The 18,467-nt window shown below is 56.8% G+C and carries 17 protein-coding genes; 5 read left to right on the top strand and 12 right to left on the bottom strand.

The window, feature by feature from the left end:
• Nucleotide 1: 1 nt before the first annotated feature.
• Together ribD and nrdR are read right to left on the bottom strand one after the other, a co-directional pair.
• A complete protein-coding gene (gene ribD / locus EPG66_RS07285) occupies nucleotides 2-1,102 on the bottom strand; it encodes a bifunctional diaminohydroxyphosphoribosylaminopyrimidine deaminase/5-amino-6-(5-phosphoribosylamino)uracil reductase RibD (RefSeq protein ID WP_031592195.1) in 1,101 nt (366 codons plus the stop codon).
• Nucleotides 1,103-1,105: 3 nt separating this feature from the next.
• The gene (gene nrdR, locus EPG66_RS07290; protein ID WP_009091750.1) at nucleotides 1,106-1,555 is read right to left on the bottom strand and encodes a transcriptional regulator NrdR; all 450 of its coding nucleotides are present in this window, start codon (nucleotides 1,553-1,555) and stop codon (nucleotides 1,106-1,108) included.
• Nucleotides 1,556-1,743: 188 nt separating this feature from the next.
• On the opposite strand from nrdR, the gene lysM reads away from it, so the two are divergent.
• Both lysM and EPG66_RS07300 read left to right on the top strand, forming a co-directional pair.
• Nucleotides 1,744-2,181: a peptidoglycan-binding protein LysM gene (gene lysM / locus EPG66_RS07295; RefSeq protein WP_010671197.1), complete on the top strand. Its 438-nt coding sequence runs from the start codon at nucleotides 1,744-1,746 to the stop codon at nucleotides 2,179-2,181.
• Nucleotides 2,182-2,197: 16 nt separating this feature from the next.
• On the top strand, nucleotides 2,198-2,767 hold the full coding sequence (locus EPG66_RS07300) for a SadB/YajI family lipoprotein (protein WP_182686345.1): 570 nt from the start codon (nucleotides 2,198-2,200) through the stop codon (nucleotides 2,765-2,767).
• A 60-nt stretch (nucleotides 2,768-2,827) separates the two neighbouring features.
• Here the strand turns inward: EPG66_RS07300 and secF are convergent, their stop codons facing one another.
• The 5 genes from secF to queA all read right to left on the bottom strand — a co-directional run bounded on the left by secF (nucleotide 2,828) and on the right by queA (nucleotide 8,309).
• Entirely contained in the window at nucleotides 2,828-3,796 is a 969-nt protein-coding gene (gene secF, locus EPG66_RS07305) for a protein translocase subunit SecF (protein WP_010255357.1), read from the bottom strand.
• Nucleotides 3,797-3,806: 10 nt separating this feature from the next.
• Nucleotides 3,807-5,654, bottom strand: a complete 1,848-nt coding sequence (gene secD, locus EPG66_RS07310) for a protein translocase subunit SecD (RefSeq protein ID WP_010671195.1) — start codon at nucleotides 5,652-5,654, stop codon at nucleotides 3,807-3,809.
• Nucleotides 5,655-5,679: 25 nt separating this feature from the next.
• On the bottom strand, nucleotides 5,680-6,012 hold the full coding sequence (gene yajC, locus EPG66_RS07315) for a preprotein translocase subunit YajC (RefSeq protein WP_010255353.1): 333 nt from the start codon (nucleotides 6,010-6,012) through the stop codon (nucleotides 5,680-5,682).
• Nucleotides 6,012-7,160 carry a tRNA guanosine(34) transglycosylase Tgt gene (gene tgt, locus EPG66_RS07320; protein ID WP_010255351.1) on the bottom strand — a complete coding sequence of 383 codons (1,149 nt, stop codon included), beginning with the start codon at nucleotides 7,158-7,160 and terminating at the stop codon, nucleotides 6,012-6,014. The genes yajC and tgt overlap by 1 nt, the downstream gene beginning before the upstream one ends.
• Before the next feature lie 78 nt (nucleotides 7,161-7,238).
• Entirely contained in the window at nucleotides 7,239-8,309 is a 1,071-nt protein-coding gene (queA, locus tag EPG66_RS07325; protein WP_031592197.1) for a tRNA preQ1(34) S-adenosylmethionine ribosyltransferase-isomerase QueA, read from the bottom strand.
• A gap of 103 nt (nucleotides 8,310-8,412) precedes the next feature.
• Between queA and EPG66_RS07330 the strand changes: the two genes are divergently transcribed.
• The 3 genes from EPG66_RS07330 (at nucleotide 8,413) to EPG66_RS07340 (ending at nucleotide 11,270) form a co-directional block, all read left to right on the top strand.
• Entirely contained in the window at nucleotides 8,413-8,994 is a 582-nt protein-coding gene (locus tag EPG66_RS07330) for an ACP phosphodiesterase (protein ID WP_182686347.1), read from the top strand.
• Nucleotides 8,995-9,200: 206 nt separating this feature from the next.
• Nucleotides 9,201-10,013, top strand: a complete 813-nt coding sequence (locus EPG66_RS07335) for an inositol monophosphatase family protein (RefSeq protein WP_022626128.1) — start codon at nucleotides 9,201-9,203, stop codon at nucleotides 10,011-10,013.
• On the top strand, nucleotides 10,014-11,270 hold the full coding sequence (locus EPG66_RS07340) for a histidine-type phosphatase (RefSeq protein WP_182686349.1): 1,257 nt from the start codon (nucleotides 10,014-10,016) through the stop codon (nucleotides 11,268-11,270).
• A gap of 525 nt (nucleotides 11,271-11,795) precedes the next feature.
• Here the strand turns inward: EPG66_RS07340 and proY are convergent.
• From proY to phoR, 5 genes are all read right to left on the bottom strand, one after another.
• Entirely contained in the window at nucleotides 11,796-13,148 is a 1,353-nt protein-coding gene (gene proY, locus EPG66_RS07345) for a proline-specific permease ProY (RefSeq protein ID WP_115758944.1), read from the bottom strand.
• Nucleotides 13,149-13,218: 70 nt separating this feature from the next.
• On the bottom strand, nucleotides 13,219-14,538 hold the full coding sequence (gene brnQ, locus EPG66_RS07350) for a branched-chain amino acid transporter carrier protein BrnQ (protein WP_031593970.1): 1,320 nt from the start codon (nucleotides 14,536-14,538) through the stop codon (nucleotides 13,219-13,221).
• A 391-nt stretch (nucleotides 14,539-14,929) separates the two neighbouring features.
• A complete protein-coding gene (locus EPG66_RS07355; protein ID WP_182686351.1) occupies nucleotides 14,930-16,036 on the bottom strand; it encodes a cobalamin-independent methionine synthase II family protein in 1,107 nt (368 codons plus the stop codon).
• 165 nt (nucleotides 16,037-16,201) lie between these two features.
• Nucleotides 16,202-17,122 carry a PstS family phosphate ABC transporter substrate-binding protein gene (locus EPG66_RS07360; RefSeq protein WP_115758949.1) on the bottom strand — a complete coding sequence of 307 codons (921 nt, stop codon included), beginning with the start codon at nucleotides 17,120-17,122 and terminating at the stop codon, nucleotides 16,202-16,204.
• Between the two features lie 19 nt (nucleotides 17,123-17,141).
• Complete coding sequence (gene phoR, locus EPG66_RS07365) at nucleotides 17,142-18,455, bottom strand: phosphate regulon sensor histidine kinase PhoR (RefSeq protein WP_010255313.1); 1,314 nt, start codon at nucleotides 18,453-18,455, stop codon at nucleotides 17,142-17,144.
• Nucleotides 18,456-18,467: the final 12 nt, after the last annotated feature.

Here is an 18,467-nt window from a genome sequence, read left to right on the forward strand (position 1 = left end):
GTTATTGTGGTGTCAGGGTCAGGCGTAAATCGTCACCGACCTGGCGGACATCACTGAAACGAAAGGCAGGTGCGTCAGCCAGCTGGCTCAGCCCCGGCAGCTGACACAGCCCGCGTCCTTCATGACCTAATAGCTTAGGCGCCAGATAAACAATCAGTTCATCGACCAGTCCGGCCTGCAACAGGGCACCGGCCAGCGTGGCGCCCGCTTCAACCCAGACGCTGTTAATCTGTCGCTGTCCCAGCAGCATCATCATCGCCACCAGGTCCAGCTGCTGTTCGCGCAGCGGAACTGCGATTTGCGTTACGTCAGCGGGCCAGCTCTGCTGATCGGGCTGATGACGCATCAGCCAGGTTTCGCCTGGCTGCTCAATGAGCCGATGCTGCGGCGTCACGCGATTCTGGCTGTCGATAATCACCCGCACCGGCTGACGCAGTTGCTGTTCATCAAGCAGTGCCTGGCTCTCCGCATTGAGTTCAGACCAGCGTACCGTCAGGGAAGGATCGTCCGCCAGCACCGTGGCGCTGCTGCTGAGAATGGCGGCGCTCTGCGCACGCAGGCGCTGCACATCACGACGGGCTGCCGGCGAGGTTATCCACTGACTTTCGCCGCTGGCCATTGCCGTTCTGCCATCCAGTGACGCACCCAGCTTGAGCTGGATCCAGGGGAAGCCAGTGCGCATGCGTTTGAGGAAACCGCGATTCAGCGCCTCCGCTTCCGGCATCATCAGACCGTGGCTGACTTCAATGCCCGCCTGATGCAGACGGTGCAGTCCGCGACCCGCCACCTGCGGATTCGGATCCTGCATGGCGGCCACGACACGGGTAACGCCAGCGGCGATCAGCGCATCACAGCAGGGTGGCGTACGGCCATGATGGCTGCAGGGCTCCAGCGTGACATAGGCGGTTGCGCCACGCGCTTTCTCGCCCGCCATGCGCAGCGCGTGGACTTCAGCATGCGGCTCACCGGCGCGCTGATGCCAGCCCTCACCGACCACCTCGCCATCGCGCACAATCACGCAGCCCACATTGGGGTTCGGCATCGTCGTAAAGCGGCCGCGTCGCGCCAGTTCCAGCGCACGCGCCATGTAAAGTTCATCCATGGTTTAATCCTGTAACCGGGCGATCTCTTCGCCAAAATCACGAATGTCTTCAAAGCTGCGGTAAACCGAGGCAAAGCGGATGTAGGCGACTTTATCGAGCTTCTTCAGCTCATCCATCACCAGATTGCCAATCAGCTTACTGGGGATCTCACGTTCACCGGTGGCACGCAGCTGGGTTTTAATATGGTTTACGGCGCTTTCAACCGCATCGGCACTGACCGGGCGCTTCTCAAGCGCTTTCATCATCCCGCTGGCCATTTTGTCTTCATTAAAGGGTTCGCGCACGTCATTGCTTTTCACCACGCGTGGCATCACCAGTTCCGCCACCTCGAAGGTGGTAAAACGCTCATGACACATCAGACACTGGCGGCGGCGGCGCACCGAAGAGCCTTCACTAACCAGACGAGAATCAATCACTTTGGTGTCCACAGCGGAGCAGAATGGGCAATGCATGACGTTTCCTGACGCGAGAGAGATGGGCCAGACAGTGTAGCGCGAACTGCGAATCAACAAAATCTCTTCCGTGCCTTTCCTGTGCCACCACGCACAGCATAAATGATGTTAAATATCAGCGACGGCAAAAGGGTCTACGCTTATAGAGCCGAAAGACGGCGTAGTTCCACTAACACACTGGAGGTTGTATGGGTCTGTTTAATTTTGTGAAAGAAGCCGGTGAAAAATTATGGGATGCCGTAAATGGCGGCGATGACCAGAATAAAAAGCTGCAGGATCACATCAACAAGCTCGGTTTACCCGACAGCGACAAAGTGGATGTGAAGGTCAATGGCGATACCGTGACCGTGACGGGCGATGGCCTTTCCCAGGAGCTGAAAGAGAAGATTCTGATCGCAGCCGGTAACGTTGCAGGCATCACCAAAGTGGAAGATAAGGTGACCGTGACAGACAGCGCGGCCGAGTCAGAACTTTACACCGTGAAAAAAGGCGACACGCTGAGCGCAATTTCCAAACAGGTTTATGGAAATGCCAACGAATACAACAAGATTTTCGAAGCGAATAAGCCAATGCTCTCTCATCCTGATAAGATCTATCCTGGCCAGGTTTTACGTATTCCAAAATAACGGACAAGGATAACTTATGAGCAGGATGGTTTGGGTTCCGATGGCGCTCTCTCTGGTGACGCTGAGCGGTTGCAGCAGTAGCGCCAGCAACCCGCAGGTCAGAGAGTTGCATCAGGAAGTGAGTCAGCTTACTCAGCAGATGCAGCACCTGACCACGCAGGCGAGCGCGCTGGAGATTCAGGGGCAGCTAAACAGCCATTCGCAGCAAGGCGCCTGGCTGATCCCGCAGGCGAACACGCCGGTGGCGCTGCAAACCCAGCTCGGCACGCTGCGACTGACGCTCTCACCTGTCACCGCTGAAGCCAGCGGCTCGCGGACAACCCTGACGGTACGGTCAATGGACGATCGCCCCTTGCCCGCCCTGCACGCTACGGTGAACTGGGGCGAACTCGATCCGGCAACCGGTAAACCACTGAGTAACGGCAGTCTGAGTCAGACGATAGCGGTGCCTGCCTCGCTGTTGCCCCAGCATTCGGTGAGCATACCGCTGCGACTCAGCGGTCTTGCACCGGATCAATCAGGTTATGTCCGCGTGCATAACGTCACCGGCGACGCACCTGCCCAGACCTCCCCTGCTGCACCCTGATCACAGGTGCAATAAAAACGGGCAGCCACATGGCTGCCCGTTTTTATTTCTCTGCGGCGATTAAGGCAGGATAGAAGGCTGATCGGCGCCCTCTTTCTCGACTTTCTGCACCAGCATATGTTCACGCTTCATGCCCAGCTTCAGCGCCAGCGCCGAAGAGACATAAATCGATGAAATCGTACCAATCGTCACACCAATCAGCATGGTCAGTGAGAAGCCTTTCAGCAGCGCACCACCAAACACGAAGAGGATGAGGATCATCGCCAGCGTGGTCAGCGAGGTAATCAGCGTACGGCTTAACGTCTGGGTCAGTGACACGTTAGTAATATCGTAAGAGCTGCCGCGACGGATCTTGCGGAAGTTTTCACGAATACGGTCCGATACCACGATTTTATCGTTAAGCGAGTAGCCAATCACCGACATCAGTGAGGCAACAATCGTCAGGTCGATTTCAATGCGGAACAGCGCCAGCAGGCCGCAGGTGATGATCACGTCATGCGCCAGCGCCAGCACGGTACCCAGCGCCAGACGCCACTCAAAGCGAAAACCGATGTAGATCAGAATCGCAATCAGCGCGGACAACAGCGCCATCGCACCCGCCTGCGCCAGGTCGCTGCCCACACTCGGCCCCACGAACTCAATACGCTTAACGGTAGCATTCTGCTGGGTGGTCTGGTTAATCACCGACACCACTTTATTGCCTAACTCGGTGCCCGCCGGGCCGGTAACCGGTGCCATACGCACCATGACGTCACGGCTGCTGCCAAAGTTCTGCACCAGCGGCTCGTCAAAGCCCGCTTTCACCAGATCGCCACGCAGGACTTCAAGATCGGCCGGTTTTTCCAGCGCGATCTCAATCACCGTACCACCGGTGAAATCGAGGCCCCAGTTAAAACCACGCACACCCACGATAGCAATCGCGGCGAGAATCAGCAGTCCCGAAATGATGAAGGCCAGCTTATCCCAGCGCATAAAGTCGACGACTTTACGCCCGTGGTTCAACTGCTCAATGTTATATTCCTGTGCCACAACGCACTCCTCAGATAGACAGCTTGTTGATGCGTTTGCCACCGTAAACCAGGTTAACAATGGCACGGGTACCGACAATCGCGGTGAACATTGAGGTTGCGATACCAATTGCGGTGGTAATAGCAAAGCCTTTGATCGAACCGGTGCCGACTGCATAAAGAATGATAACTTTGATCAGGGTGGTCACGTTCGCATCGACAATACTGGAGAAGGCGCCTTTATAGCCCTCATGAATTGCCTGCTGAACCGAGCGCCCGTTACGCAGCTCTTCTTTAATACGTTCGTTAATCAGCACGTTGGCATCCACCGCCACCGCCAGCGTTAACACGATACCGGCAATACCCGGCATGGTCAGGGTCGCACCCGGCAACAGCGACATAATGCCGACAATCAGCACCAGGTTAACCAGCAGCGCGCTGGTCGCTATCAGACCAAACTTCTTGTAAAACACCACCATAAACAGGATCGACGCAAGCAGACCCCACAGGCAGGCTTCCAGACCCTGAGTAATATTCTGCTGACCCATGGTCGGCCCGATAGTACGCTCTTCCACAATCTGGATAGGCGCAATCAACGCACCGGCACGTAGCAGCAGCGAGAGCTGACGCGCTTCGTTCGGGTTGTTGATACCGGTGATGCGGAAGCTGTTCCCCAGACGAGACTGGATATTAGCGACGTTAATCACCTCTTCCTGTTTCACCAGAATTGAACGACCATTGGCATCTTTTTTACCGCTGTCTTTGTACTCCACAAACAGGGTCGCCATCGGCTTGCCGATGTTGTCCTTGGTGAAGTTCGACATGATGTTACCGCCTGCGCCATCCAGTGAAATGTTCACCTGTGGCTGGTTGTACTCATCCATGCTGGAAGTCGAGTCGGTGATATGGTCACCGGTCAGGATCACCCGCTTGTAGAGCACCACCGGCTGGCCATCACGCATGTCTTTAACTTCAGAGTCACCCGGTACACGACCACTGGCCGCTGCGGTTGGATCCACGCTGGTGTTTACCAGACGGAATTCCAGCGTCGCCGTTGCACCCAGAATCTCTTTAGCGCGTGCCGTATCCTGAATACCCGGCAACTCAACTACGATGCGATCGGAACCCTGACGCTGTACCAGCGGTTCGGCCACGCCCAGCTGGTTCACACGGTTACGCAGAATAGTAATGTTCTGCTGAACCGCATATTCACGCGCTTCGCTGAGACGAGCATCGCTCATGGTGGCACGCAGGGCATCGCTGCCGCTGCTGTTGATCACCAGATCCTGATGACGCGAGGTCAGCCAGGAGATCGCCGCATCGCGGCTGGCTGCGTCACGGAAACGAATTTCCACGCCGTAGTTCGCGATTTTGTTGACGGTGGTGTAAGGGATACTTTTGGTGCGCAGGTCGCTACGCAGCGAGTCAGCATTCTGCTCCTGCAGTTTGCCGAGTGCGGTGTCCATGTCCACTTCCATCAGGAAGTGCACACCACCACGCAGATCGAGACCGAGTTTCATCGGTTCTGCTGACAGCATCGACAGCCAGCGAGGCGTGGCTGGCGCGAGGTTTAGCGCAACAACGTAGTTTTCACCCAGCGCCTTCATGATCGCTTCACGGGCGCGTAACTGCACATCCGTATTATTGAAGCGCGCGGTAATCGCACCATTTTCCAGCGCAACAGATTTGCTCTGGATATTGTCTTGTTTTAATGCGGACTGAATTTGATCCAACGTCTGCTCACTGGCGGCGCTTCCGCGCGCACCAGTGATTTGAACGGCCGGATCCTCACCATACAGGTTGGGAAGCGCATAGAGCAGGCCGACGAGAATCACGACGACCAGCATCACGTACTTCCACAAAGGATAACGATTTAACACGGCAGTTCCCTTAGGGAAGAAAGAATTACAGCGCCTTGATAGTGCCTTTAGGCAGCACGGCGGCGACGAAATCACGTTTAATGACGACTTCATTGGTGTCATTCAGCGCGATAGCTACGTAGCCCGTGTCAGAGACTTTTGTTACGCGGCCTACAAGGCCACCGCTGGTCAGCACTTCATCACCCTTAGAGATAGAATCCATCAGCTTCTTGTGCTCTTTCGCACGTTTCTGCTGCGGACGCAGGATCATGAAATAGAAAATCAGACCAAACACCACCAGCATGATCACCAGAGAATACGGACTTCCCTGAGACGGTGCGCCTGCTGCGGCCACGGCGTCAGAAATGAAAAAGCTCATTAAATTTCCCTCATTGATGAATTATCAGACGTTAAAGGCGGAACTTCTTTGCCCGTCCGTTGGTAGAACTCGTTTACAAAGCGCTCTAATTTACCCTCTTCGATGGCCTGGCGTAAACCTGCCATCAGGCGCTGGTAATAGCGCAAATTGTGGATAGTGTTCAGACGCGCGCCCAGTATTTCGTTACAACGGTCGAGATGATACAAGTAGGCGCGGCTATAATTGCGACAGGTGTAACAATCACACTCCGCATCCAGTGGCGCAGTGTCATCTTTGTATCTGGCGTTGCGGATTTTCACCACACCCTCAGTCACAAACAGATGACCATTTCGGGCATTACGGGTCGGCATCACGCAGTCAAACATATCGACGCCGCGACGGACGCCCTCAACCAGATCTTCTGGCTTGCCGACACCCATCAGATAACGCGGTTTATCCTGCGGAAGCTGCGGACAGACGTGCTCAAGAATACGGTGCATGTCCTGCTTAGGCTCACCCACCGCCAGGCCGCCCACAGCGTACCCATCAAAGCCAATCTCTACCAGACCTTTCACCGAGACATCTCGTAAATCTTCGTAAACCGAGCCCTGAATAATGCCAAATAGCGCATTTTTATTGCCCAGGCTGTCAAAACGGTCACGACTGCGTTGCGCCCAGCGCAGCGACATCTCCATCGAGCGTTTGGCGTAGTCCCAGTCCGCCGGATAGGGCGTACATTCATCGAAAATCATTACGATGTCGGAACCGAGGTCGTACTGAATCTCCATCGATTTTTCCGGATCGAGGAAGATCGGGTCGCCGTTGATCGGGTTACGGAAATGCACGCCCGCTTCGGTGATTTTACGGATGTCACCCAGGCTGAAGACCTGGAAGCCGCCGGAGTCGGTCAGGATCGGCCCTTTCCACTGCATAAAGTCATGCAGATCGCCATGCAGTTTCATGATCTCCTGACCCGGACGCAGCCAGAGATGGAAGGTATTGCCCAGAATGATCTGCGCGCCGGTCTCCTGCACTTCTTCCGGCGTCATGCCTTTAACGGTGCCATAGGTGCCAACGGGCATAAATGCAGGGGTTTCCACCACACCGCGATCAAAAATCAGACGGCCACGGCGTGCGCGCCCGTCTGTGGTATCAAGTTCAAATTTCACAAAGCCTCCATCGGAGAAACAGTCCGATGCAGATAACCTTCAGTCGCTCTCAGTCGATTCCGGCTATCGGTTAATAAATCAGTCGCCCACTTTTTCCAGCGGCGCCTGCGGATTTTTGCTGATAAACATCGCGTCACCATAACTGAAGAAACGATATTGCTCAGCCACGGCTGCGCGGTACGCGGCCATGGTGTGCTGATAACCGGCAAACGCCGAGACCAGCATAATCAGAGTCGATTCGGGCAGATGGAAGTTGGTGATCAGCGCATCAATCACCTGATACTCATAGCCCGGATAGATAAAAATCTGGGTATCGTCGAAGAACGGCGCAATCAGGGCATCCTGACTCGCTTTAGCGGCGCTCTCCAGCGAACGGACAGAGGTAGTGCCGACAGCGACTACTTTATTGCCGCGTGCTTTACAGGCCAGCACCGCATCAACAACCTCCTGCGGCACTTCGGCATATTCAGCATGCATGTGATGCTCTTCGATGGTGTCGACGCGCACCGGCTGGAAGGTTCCCGCACCGACATGCAGCGTCACAAACGCCATCTCAATGCCCTTCTCTTTCAGCGCCTGCAGCAGCGGTTCATCAAAATGCAGACCGGCTGTCGGTGCCGCAACGGCACCCGGACGGGCGCTGTAAACCGTCTGATACAACTCGCGATCCGCCTCTTCATCCGGACGGTCGATATAAGGCGGCAGAGGCATATGGCCGACGCTGTTGAGGATGTCGAGCACCGCGCGCTCATCATCAAACACAATCTCAAACAGCGCATCGTGACGCGCCACCATCGTCGCTTTCACGCTCTCATCTTCGCCCAGCAGCAGTTCTGCTCCCGGCTTCGGCGCTTTCGAGGCGCGCACATGGGCCAGCACACGCTTGTCGTCAAGCATCCGCTCCACCAGCATCTCGATTTTGCCGCCACTGGCTTTGCGGCCAAAGACGCGCGCCGGAATCACACGGGTGTTGTTGAACACCAGCAGATCGCCCGGATTCAGCTTATCCAGCACGTCGGTGAACACACCGTGCGACAGCGTCCCGCTGGGACCCTCGAGCGACAGCAGACGACAGCCGCTGCGCTGCGCCTGGGGATAGTGAGCAATCAGGGATTCGGGCAGTTCAAAAGCAAAATCGGCGACACGCATGAAAGAGTTCTTTCTCAGGCAAAAACAGGCGGCACAGTTTAGCGGAAAATCGACCAATTCTGAACAACTGGCTGCGCAAAGGCAGTTCAGCCTATAATGCGGCATGAACTTTCTTGCTCATCTCCATCTGGCCAAGCTGGCCGACAGCTCCTTACTCGGCAATTTAATGGCCGATTTTGTGCGTGGCAACCCGCACCAGCACTGGTCTGCGCCCGTCGCGGACGGCATTCTGATGCACCGTCGTCTGGATGTGATGACCGATGCGTTGCCGGAAGTGCGCAGCGCCCGTCAGCTGTTCCGTGCTGAAACCTATCGCGTGGCACCCATTACGCTGGACGTCATCTGGGACCATTTTCTGGCCCGGCACTGGCAGCACTTCACGCCTGGCCAGACGCTGGTGCACTTTTCTGCCGCCGCCGAGCGCGAAATCATGCCGCAACTGGCAGATACCCCCATCGAGTTTCAGGAACTCAACGCGGTGATGTGGCGCGAGCGCTGGTTTGAGCATTATGCCCAGCCCGCGCGGCTGGAGCGGGTGCTGCACGGCATGGCCAGCCGCCGTCCACGCCTGGCAGCCCTGCGCGACTCTTTCCACGATTTCACGCAACACTATGATCAGCTGGAAGCGCTGTTTTTTGTTTTTTATCCGCGTTTAATGGCGCTGGCGACCAGCAGAACCCTGTAAAACCCGATCCTCTGCTGCGGGGCTGGCGGACGCCAGCTTTCGTCCGCAGGGAAAGCGCCTCACCCGGCCCTGCACCATCTTGCCATTGCTGCCTATCTGCGGCTTAATGAAGCCTTTCTTAACAATAGTTAAGTAAATATCACAGCCAGACCGCCTGTTCAGGCGTGCCTTCCGTTCGTTTTGACCAAAAGACATAAGAGGAAAAGATGTCATCCGCTTCGCATTCTGAAATTGACGCGCGTTACCGTTACGCCTGCGACATCGCCCGTGCGGCGGCCAGCCGGGCTTATTCGTGGTATCAGCAGCGTCAGACACTGGTGGTGGAACACAAAAGGGATTTGCAGGACGTGGTCAGCGAGGCTGATCGTAACGTTGAGGCATTGATTAAGACATTAATCGCTGAGCGCTTTCCTGACGATGCTGTCTATGGCGAAGAGAGCGGCGGTGAAGTTCAGGGCGCGCCCTTTATCTGGGTGGTCGATCCCATCGATGGCACCGCCTGCTTCGTCAACGGCCTGCCTAACTGGTGCGTCTCGCTGGCGGTGGTCTGTGACGGCGAACCGGTAATCGGCGTGGTCTGCGATCCCAATCATCAGGAGCTGTTTCACGCACGAGCAGGTCAGGGTGCGTGGGTTAATGAGAGCCGTCTCCAGGTTCATGGCGCGACGCATCTCAACGAAGGTTTGCTCGGCATCAGCAACTCCAGTCGCACCCCTGCCGAAAGCGTCTCGCGCCTGATTAGCGGTTTAACTGAACAGGGCGGCATGTTTATTCGTATCGGTTCTGGCGCGCTGACCAGCGCCTGGGCGGCCGCCGGGCGACTGATTGGCTACTATGAAGCGCATATGCATCCCTGGGATAGTCTGCCGGGCATCGTCCTGATGCGCGAAGCGGGCGGCGTTACTAATGATTATCTGCGCAACGAAGGACTCAAAAACGGCAACCCGGTGTTGCTGGCCAATGCGACCCTTTATCCAAAAATTAAAGCGCTGACCGGTAATCGCGCACTGGAGGAGTAAATGAGGCTGCCAGGCCTGTACCGCTGCGCGCTGATCCTCTGTTCTCTCTGGCTGTTAAGTCCGGCGTCACAGGCGGCGGATTACCAGCTGGAGAAGGTGGTCGAACTGAGCCGTCACGGTGTGCGTCCGCCCACTCCCGGCAATCGTAAAGAGATTGAAGCCGCCAGCCAGCAACCCTGGACGCAGTGGACCACCGCCGATGGCGAGCTGACCGGTCATGGCTACAGCGCGGTGGTCAATAAAGGACGCTGGGAAGGCGAGCACTATCGCCAGCTCGGCCTGCTGGGCGCGGGCTGTCCTGATGCGGCTCAGGTCTACGTGCGCGCCAGTCCGCTGCAGCGCACCCGCGCGACGGCTGCGGCGCTGACTGACGGGGCCTTTCCCGGCTGTGGCGTGCCGGTGCATCACGTAGCGGGCGATGTCGATCCGCTGTTCCAGAGTGAAAAGCTGACGGTCACCCAGAGCGATCCCGCTCAGGAGCTGGCCGCGAAACAGCAGAAAGCGGGCGATCTGGCGCGGCTGCAACAGCAGATGCAACCTGCCATTCGGCAACTGAAAGCCGCCGTCTGCCCGGCAGCAACAAAGTGCCCCTTATTCGATGCGCCCTGGTCGTTCCGGCAAACCCGCAACGGCAACACATACGTTTACGGGCTGAGTGTGATGGCGAGCATGGTGGAGACGCTGCGACTGGGCTACAGCGAAAACCTGCCGTGGGAACAGCTCGCATGGGGGCACATCACGTCGGCCGCGCAGATCACCACGCTGCTGCCGCTGCTGACCGCAAACTACGATCTCAGCAACGACGTGCTCTATCAGGCACAGCGCCGTGGCTCGATATTGCTCAACGCCCTGCTGGAGGCGATCGCTTCCAATAGCGCGCCGGGCCGCTGGCTGATTCTGGTGGCACATGACACCAATATTGCGATGGTGCGCACCCTGATGGGCTTTAGCTGGCAGTTGCCAGGCTATTCACGCGGCAACATTCCACCGGGCAGTAGTCTGGTGCTGGAGCGCTGGCGCGACACCCGCAGCGGCGAACGTTTTTTGCGGCTCTATTTCCAGGCGCAGAGTCTGGATGGGATTCGTCAGTTACAACCGATTGATGATAAACATCCATTATTACGTCAGGAGTGGCATCAGCCTGACTGCAGAATCACCGATGTCGGCGTGCTCTGCCCTTATCAATCCACGCTGACTCAGCTACGGAAAAAGCTGGATAACAGCGCTGTGCTGCCGGTTTCGGTTATATTGCCCTGAGTCCCTGGCTAATGAAATTCAGGCCGCAGCAGCCATGCGGCCTGAATAATGTTAACCGCTGTTAATTAACGCCATTCCGACCTTTTCTTATTTAAATCGCCTGACTATCAGCGCTACTCGTTTTGTTTTACGATAGACCCGTCAATCATCCCTTTATTAACTATTTTCCTGTAATTCTTGAGTATTTCGGCGACTGGTTTCGCCGTTTTTTATTTCTTACACGCCCCGCTACTGCTGCCCGCCAGCGCCTGTGTGACTGCACGCTCACTCCTCTGAAGCTCCCTTATCGCCCCTGTCCGGTTATCACTATCGGCCACATTCACTGCCAATTAAAATAATTATTTGCTGATGCATGAGGGGAAATAAACCGGGGCATAATCTTATTTCTCAGGCAGGCGTTTTGCTCCTGATAACAGGATTCCATATTGTGGATTGGGTCACATAAATAATCGGATGAGCAGGAATATAGAAACGCGGGAAATAGCGTGTTCTGCTCCCCCACGAATGAGAGAGCAGAACAGGAGATTAGCGGACTTTACGAACCAGCTTATAGCCCAGCAGCAGCACCACTATCCACACCATACCGACATAGAGGGAAATGCGGGTATCGGGGAAATAACCAATCAGACCGATAATAAAGCAGAGGAAGGCTACGCCGAGGCCAGCAGTCCAGCTGCCGCCTGGCAGCGCAAACTGCAGCTTACTGGCGGCCTCTTTACCAATTTTGCGACGGAACGCGATCTGCGACAGCAAAATCATGATCCAGACCCACACCGTTGCAAAGGTCGCCAGCGAGGCGATGACCAGGAAGACTTTTTCCGGCATCAGGTAGTTGAGATAAACCGCAATCAGCATGGCGAACATCATCACCACCACCGTCACCCACGGAATCCCGCGCGAAGAGACCTTCATAAAGACCTTCGGCGCATGTCCCTGCTGCGCCATCCCGTGCAGCATGCGGCCCACGCCAAACACATCGCTGTTAATCGCCGAGAGTGACGCGGTCAGCACCACGAAATTGAGGATAGAGGCGGCCGCCGCAATGCCCAGATGCTGGAAGGTCAGCACAAACGGGCTGCCCGAGGTGCCTACCTGATTCCACGGGTAGATCGACATAATCACAAACAGCGTGCCGACGTAGAACACCAGAATGCGCCACGGCACCGAGTTGATGGCGCGCGGAATCGACTTCTCCGGATCTTTCGCTTCACCGGCGGTAATACCGATGATTTCGATACCGCCATAGGCAAACATCACCATCTGCAGCGACAGCAGCATACCGACCACGCCGTGCGCAAAGAAGCCGCCGTTAGTCCACAGATTGTGGATGCCGGTCGGCTGGCCGCCGTTGCCGAGCCCCCAGATGATCATGCCGAAACCAGCCAGAATCATCACGATAATGGTGGCGACTTTGAAGAAGGAGAACCAGAACTCCACTTCGCCGAACACCTTCACGCTCATCAGATTGACGGCACCGATGATCAGCACCACGCTCAGCACCCAAATCCAGTGCGGCACCTCAGGGAACCAGACGCCCATATAGATGCCGAACGCGGTGACATCCGCAATCGCCACGATCAGGATTTCAAAACAGTACGTCCAGCCGGTGATGTAGCCGGCCATCGGCCCAAGATAGTCCTGCGCATAGCGTGAGAAGGAGCTGGCCTGAGGATTATTAACGGACATCTCACCCAGCGCGCGCATGATGATGTAAGCCACTGCCCCGCCGATGATATAGGCGAGCAGCACGCTCGGTCCGGCCATTTTTATCGCGTCAGCGGAACCGTAGAACAGCCCGGTGCCAATCGCCGATCCCAGCGCCATAAAGCGGATGTGGCGCGTGCTCAGTCCGCGTTTGAGCTTGTTGGTTTCTTGCATAACAACCTGTACCTGTGAAATGAAAAAACCACGGGCAGGCCCGTGGTTAAAGAAAAATCAGTGCTCTCTGCTACGAGTGAACGGTCACCTGTTCCGGCCCTTTCACCCGATCAACAACAGCGGCAATCAGCAGCATCACCAGCGACGGCGGCAACCAGGCGAGACCCTGGTCGGCCAGCGGCAGATGCTGACTGAAAGCGGGCAGCAAATCTTTAAACCCGGTGGTTTTAATCGCATCAACAATACCAAACAGCAGGCTTACCAGCATCGCAGGCGCGATAATCCGGCTGCTCTTATTCCACCAGTTGAGGGTGAAACTCAGCACCACCAGCACGATACAGGGCGGATAAATCGCCGTCAGTACCGGGATGGAGATCTGAATCAGGTGGCTCAGGCCGAGATTCGACACCACCATGGAGAACAGACCCAGAATAAACACCAGCGTTTTATACGATAACGGCAGGTATTGCGCAAAAAATTCCGCACAGGCACAGGTCAGGCCTACGGCAGTCACCATACAGGCGACGAAGATCAGCGCGGCAAGGAAGAAGCTGCCCATGTTGCCAAAGGTATGCTGAACATACGCGTGCAGAATCGCTGCGCCGTTAGCGTTTTGATCCACCAGCGCACCGCTGCCCGCGCCCAGCTTAAACAGGCAGAGGTAGACCAGCGTCAGGCCCAGACCGGCGATTAACCCTGCCAGCACGGTGTAACGGGTCAGCAGCGCGGCATTATCGACGCCACGCGAACGGGCGGCGTTGACAATTACGATGCCAAATACCAGCGCGCCCAGCGTATCCATGGTCAGATAGCCATTGACGAAACCGCTGGAGAAGGCCGCACGCTGATAATCAGCGGTAGCCGGAACCGTGCCGCCGGCGGGCCACACCAGGGCAGCAACGCCCAGCACGGTCAGCGCAATAATTTTTAATGGCGCAAGGAAGTGCCCTACCGTGTCGAGTAGCTTGCCGGGATAGAGCGACACGCCAATCACCAGCGTGAAGTAAATCAGGCTATAGATAAACAGCGGCAGCGCGCCATCACCGGTCAGCGGGGCAATACCCATCTCAAACGAGACCGTGGCCGTACGCGGTGTGGCAAACAGCGGCCCGACAGCCAGATAGCAAACGGTGGCCAGCACGATGCCAGCGACCTTGCCAATCGGGGTGCTGAGCGCATCCACGCCGCCGCCGACGCGGGCCAGCGCGATCACGGTCATCACGGGCAGACCGACTGCGGTAATCAGAAAACCAATCGCGGCAGTCCAGACGTGTTCGCCAGACTGAATACCGACCATGGGCGGGAAAATGATGTTGCCCGCGCCAACAAACAGGGCGAATGTCATAAAGCCCAGCGCGAGAATGTCCTTCGAAGTTAAACGATGTGTCATACGGCCTGTCACTGATGTTGCGGTGGAAGTTGGGTTAGTGTTGTCCCCTCGCTGCGTGTAAACCGCGACCAGGCTGACAATGTCAGCGCATTATGCTCGTCGCAGGGTAAAGCACAGGTGATTTGAGCTGCTTTTATTCTGTTCACAGAGGGATGGATCGACAACGGCGCTAAGTAAAACGTTTATAGCGGTGAAAGGCAATACGGGATCGGAAAACCAGAAGGTTATGCCGCCATTTTTTCAAAAGGCAGTGGATAGCGTTAATTTTTGCAGCAGGCACACAAGATGATGTGCCTAAATAATAGACAGAGCGTGAGAAATCCCCGCATAAACGGGCCTGAAGATACACAAAAGGCGCGTTTTACGCGCCTGTCTGCACAACGTTACAGCACTACCAGACCTGATTCGCGATATCGACCACTAAGCGAATCTTCTGCCACTGCTGCGCCTCGGTCAGGCTGTTGCCCTCTTCGGTTGAGGCAAAACCACACTGCGGACTGAGGCAGATCTGATCCAGACTGACATACTGCGCCGCCTCTTCAAGCCGGGTTTTTACCTGCACCGGATCCTCCAGCTCTCCTATTTTGGTCGTAATCAGACCCAGCACTACCTGCTGATGGCCCGGCCTGATATAACGCAGTGGCTCAAAGCCGCCGGAACGGGCGTTGTCATACTCCAGGAAGAAGGCATCCACGTTGACGCTGCCGAACAGGATTTCTGCGACCGGCCCATAGCCGCCTTCAGAGATCCAGGTTGAACGGAAGTTGCCGCGACAGACATGCAGACCCACGGTCAGATCGGCAGGTTTACCTTCCAGCGCTTTATTCAACACCTGAGCATAAGTCTGTGCCAGCTGGTCAGGATCGTCGCCACGCGCCCGGATATCGCGCTTCTGATCTTCAGAACAGAGGTAAGCCCAGACGGTATCATCCAGTTGCAGATAGCGGCAGCCCGCGTCATAAAACGCCTGAATAGCTGCTTTGTAGGTCTGCGCCAGATCGTCGAAGTAGTCTGCCAGATCGGGATAGACTTCCGCGTCGATCACCTTGCGGCCACCACGGAAGTGCAGCACGCTGGGGCTGGGAATGGTCATCTTCGGCACCGCATCACCGGCAATACTCTGCAGGAAGCGGAAATGCGCCAGCATCGGATGATCCGCCGGGAAACCGAGTTTACTTACCACTTTCACGCCATGCGCTTTGGTCTGCACGCCATTAAACTGAATGCCCTGCTCCGCTTCATAGCGCTCTACGCCATTCAGGCCATAGAAGAAGTCGAAGTGCCACCAGCCGCGACGAAACTCGCCATCAGTGACCACTTTCAGGCCGTTTTCCCGCTGTTTCGCCACCACATCGCGAATCGCCTCATCTTCAATCTGGCGCAGGGCAGCCGCATCAATCTCTCCGGCTGCAAACTGTTCGCGCGCCTGCTTAATGGCGGCGGGACGCAGAAAGCTGCCAACGGTATCGGCACGGAACGGGGCGGTTTCTCTTTGCATGATCACTCCTGTCTCCCCTGCCGGTAATGACGGCAGGAAATAGTTGCATCCTGATATAAATAGCCATCTGGATGGCTACATGTCTGAATACAGAGTGGCATGAGCGGCTTTCTTCTGCAACTGAAGAAAATTCAGTGATGTTGAAAAAAATTCACGTTCGGGGGGTTAACGCAGCGCGGCGCGCGCCTGCGTCATCTGACTGTCAGAGAGCGGCAGATAGCCCGCTTCGCTGACCCGCCGCTGTCCCTGTGCTGAAAGTACCTGCTGCAGAAACGCGGCCACCAGCGGCGGCAAAGGTTTGCCGGGCGCTTTATTCACATAGAGATAGAGCGGGCGCGCCCAGGGATAGCGGCCACTGCGGATGGCATCGGCATCCGGGGTAATCGCCTGCCCCTGATCATTCATCACCGCCAGCATTTTTACGCCGCTGAGATGAAAGCCAAAACTGGCGTAGCCGATGCTGCGTGAATTACCGGCCACCGCCTGTACTACTGCGGCCGAACCGGGAAACTCCGCCACGTCGCTGCGAAAATCACCTTTGCACAGCGCCTGCTGCTTGAAGAAACCCCAGGTGCCGGAGGCGGAGTTACGTCCATAGCGCTGAATCGGCCGTTTGCTCCACTGCGCGCCGGTTAAGCCGAGATCGCCCCAGCGCAGCGGCACGCTGTGTGCGCCACACAGACGGGTAATCGAGAAGATGGCGTCGAGCTGACGCGGTTCAATCTGCTGCAGCGGATTGCGCTGATTCACCACTACCACCAGCGCATCCATAGCCACCGGAACCGCCAGCGGCGGATAGCCGTAGCGCGCCTCAAAGGCCTGGCGTTCATCTGCCTGCATCGGGCGGCTCATCGGACCGAGTTGTGCTGCCCCTGCCGCCAGCGCGGTCGGCGCAGTAGAAGAGCCGGAGGCCTGAACCTGGACATTGACGCCCGGCGCCTGGCGACTGAAATCTTCGCCCCACAGCGTCATCAGATAGCCCAGCGTATCCGATCCGACGCTGCTGAGATTGCCGGAGAGCGCGCCGGGCTGGGCCAGTGCCAGGCCCGGCAGCAGAGTAATGATCAACAAAAGAAGGATGCGCATCAGGGAGATCCGGCAGCAATTAATGAACGGCATTCTCCTGCATCACGCTGCTGACAATCAACCTCGCTGGCAGCGTAAAGGTAAAACAGGTCTCCTTGTGCGGCACGCTGGTGATATCGAGCCGGGCGTTATGGTGGCTCAGAGCATGTTTCACTATCGCCAGCCCCAGCCCGCTGCCCCCGGTCGCACGCGAACGGGCTTTATCGACCCGGTAGAAACGCTCGGTAAGACGCGGAATATGTTCTGAGGCGATGCCCGGCCCGTTATCGCACACCCGGAAGATCGCCCCCTGTTTGCCGCGCAGCCAGCTGATATCAATTCGCGTGCCATCCGGTGTGTGGTTTACCGCGTTGTAAACCAGATTGGAGATGGCGCTGCGCAGCTGTTCATCGTTGCCGAACACTTTCAGATGGGGATCGGTATGGAAATGGATGTCGTGACGGCCGCCACTCAGCGTTGCCGCCTCATGCTGCAGCAGTTTCAGCATCACCGGCACATCGACCTTCTCTTTCAGATCGATTGCGGGCGCGGCTTCAATGCGCGAAAGCGTCAGCAGCTGTTTGACCAGGCTGTCCATGCGGCGCGTCTGCTCCGACATAGTGTGCAGCGCTTTGCTGCGCGAAGGCTCGCTCATCACCGAGTCGTTCATCATCTCCAGGTAGCCCTGCAGCACCGTGAGCGGTGTGCGCAATTCATGGCTGACGTTGGCAAAGAAGTTGCGGCGCGCCCCTTCCAGCTGATGCATCTGCGTGACATCACGCGCCACCAGCAGCCACTGCCCTTCACTGTAGGGCATGACGCGGAACTCCATGTGAAGTTTGTTGTTCAGCACCAGCGTCAGCGGCTTGTCGAAATCGCGCTGGCGAAGATAGCGGGAGAACTCCGGATAACGGAGCAGATTGAGGATGTTCTGACCATTATCTTCCGGCCAGCGCAGACCCAGGTGCTGCTGCGCCAGGCCGTTACACCAGAAAATGGTGCCCTCTTCGGTGGTCAGGATCACCGCATCCGGCAGCGACTCGGCACCGCTGCGGAAACGCTTAATCAGATTGCCCAGTTCACGCCGTCGCCGCCGGTTGCGGAGCTGCATCTGGTAAAGACCATAAAACAGCGGTTCCCAGCTGGCACGCCCGGCTGGTGGCGTCATGGTGCGGTCGAGCCACAGCCAGTGCGACAGCCGCATCAGATTGTGAAAATGCCACAACAGTACCGTCAGCACGCTCAGTAGCAGCCACCAGGGCAGCCCGCCGAACAGCAGGCCCAGCAGCACTGCGGGCAGACAGACCAGCAGCAGTTCTGTCAGTAATCTCTTCCAGGAGAGGCGTTCCAGCACGGTTAAGGCTCC

This window comes from Pantoea pleuroti, assembly GCF_014156615.1.
Classification (GTDB): domain Bacteria; phylum Pseudomonadota; class Gammaproteobacteria; order Enterobacterales; family Enterobacteriaceae; genus Pantoea; species Pantoea agglomerans.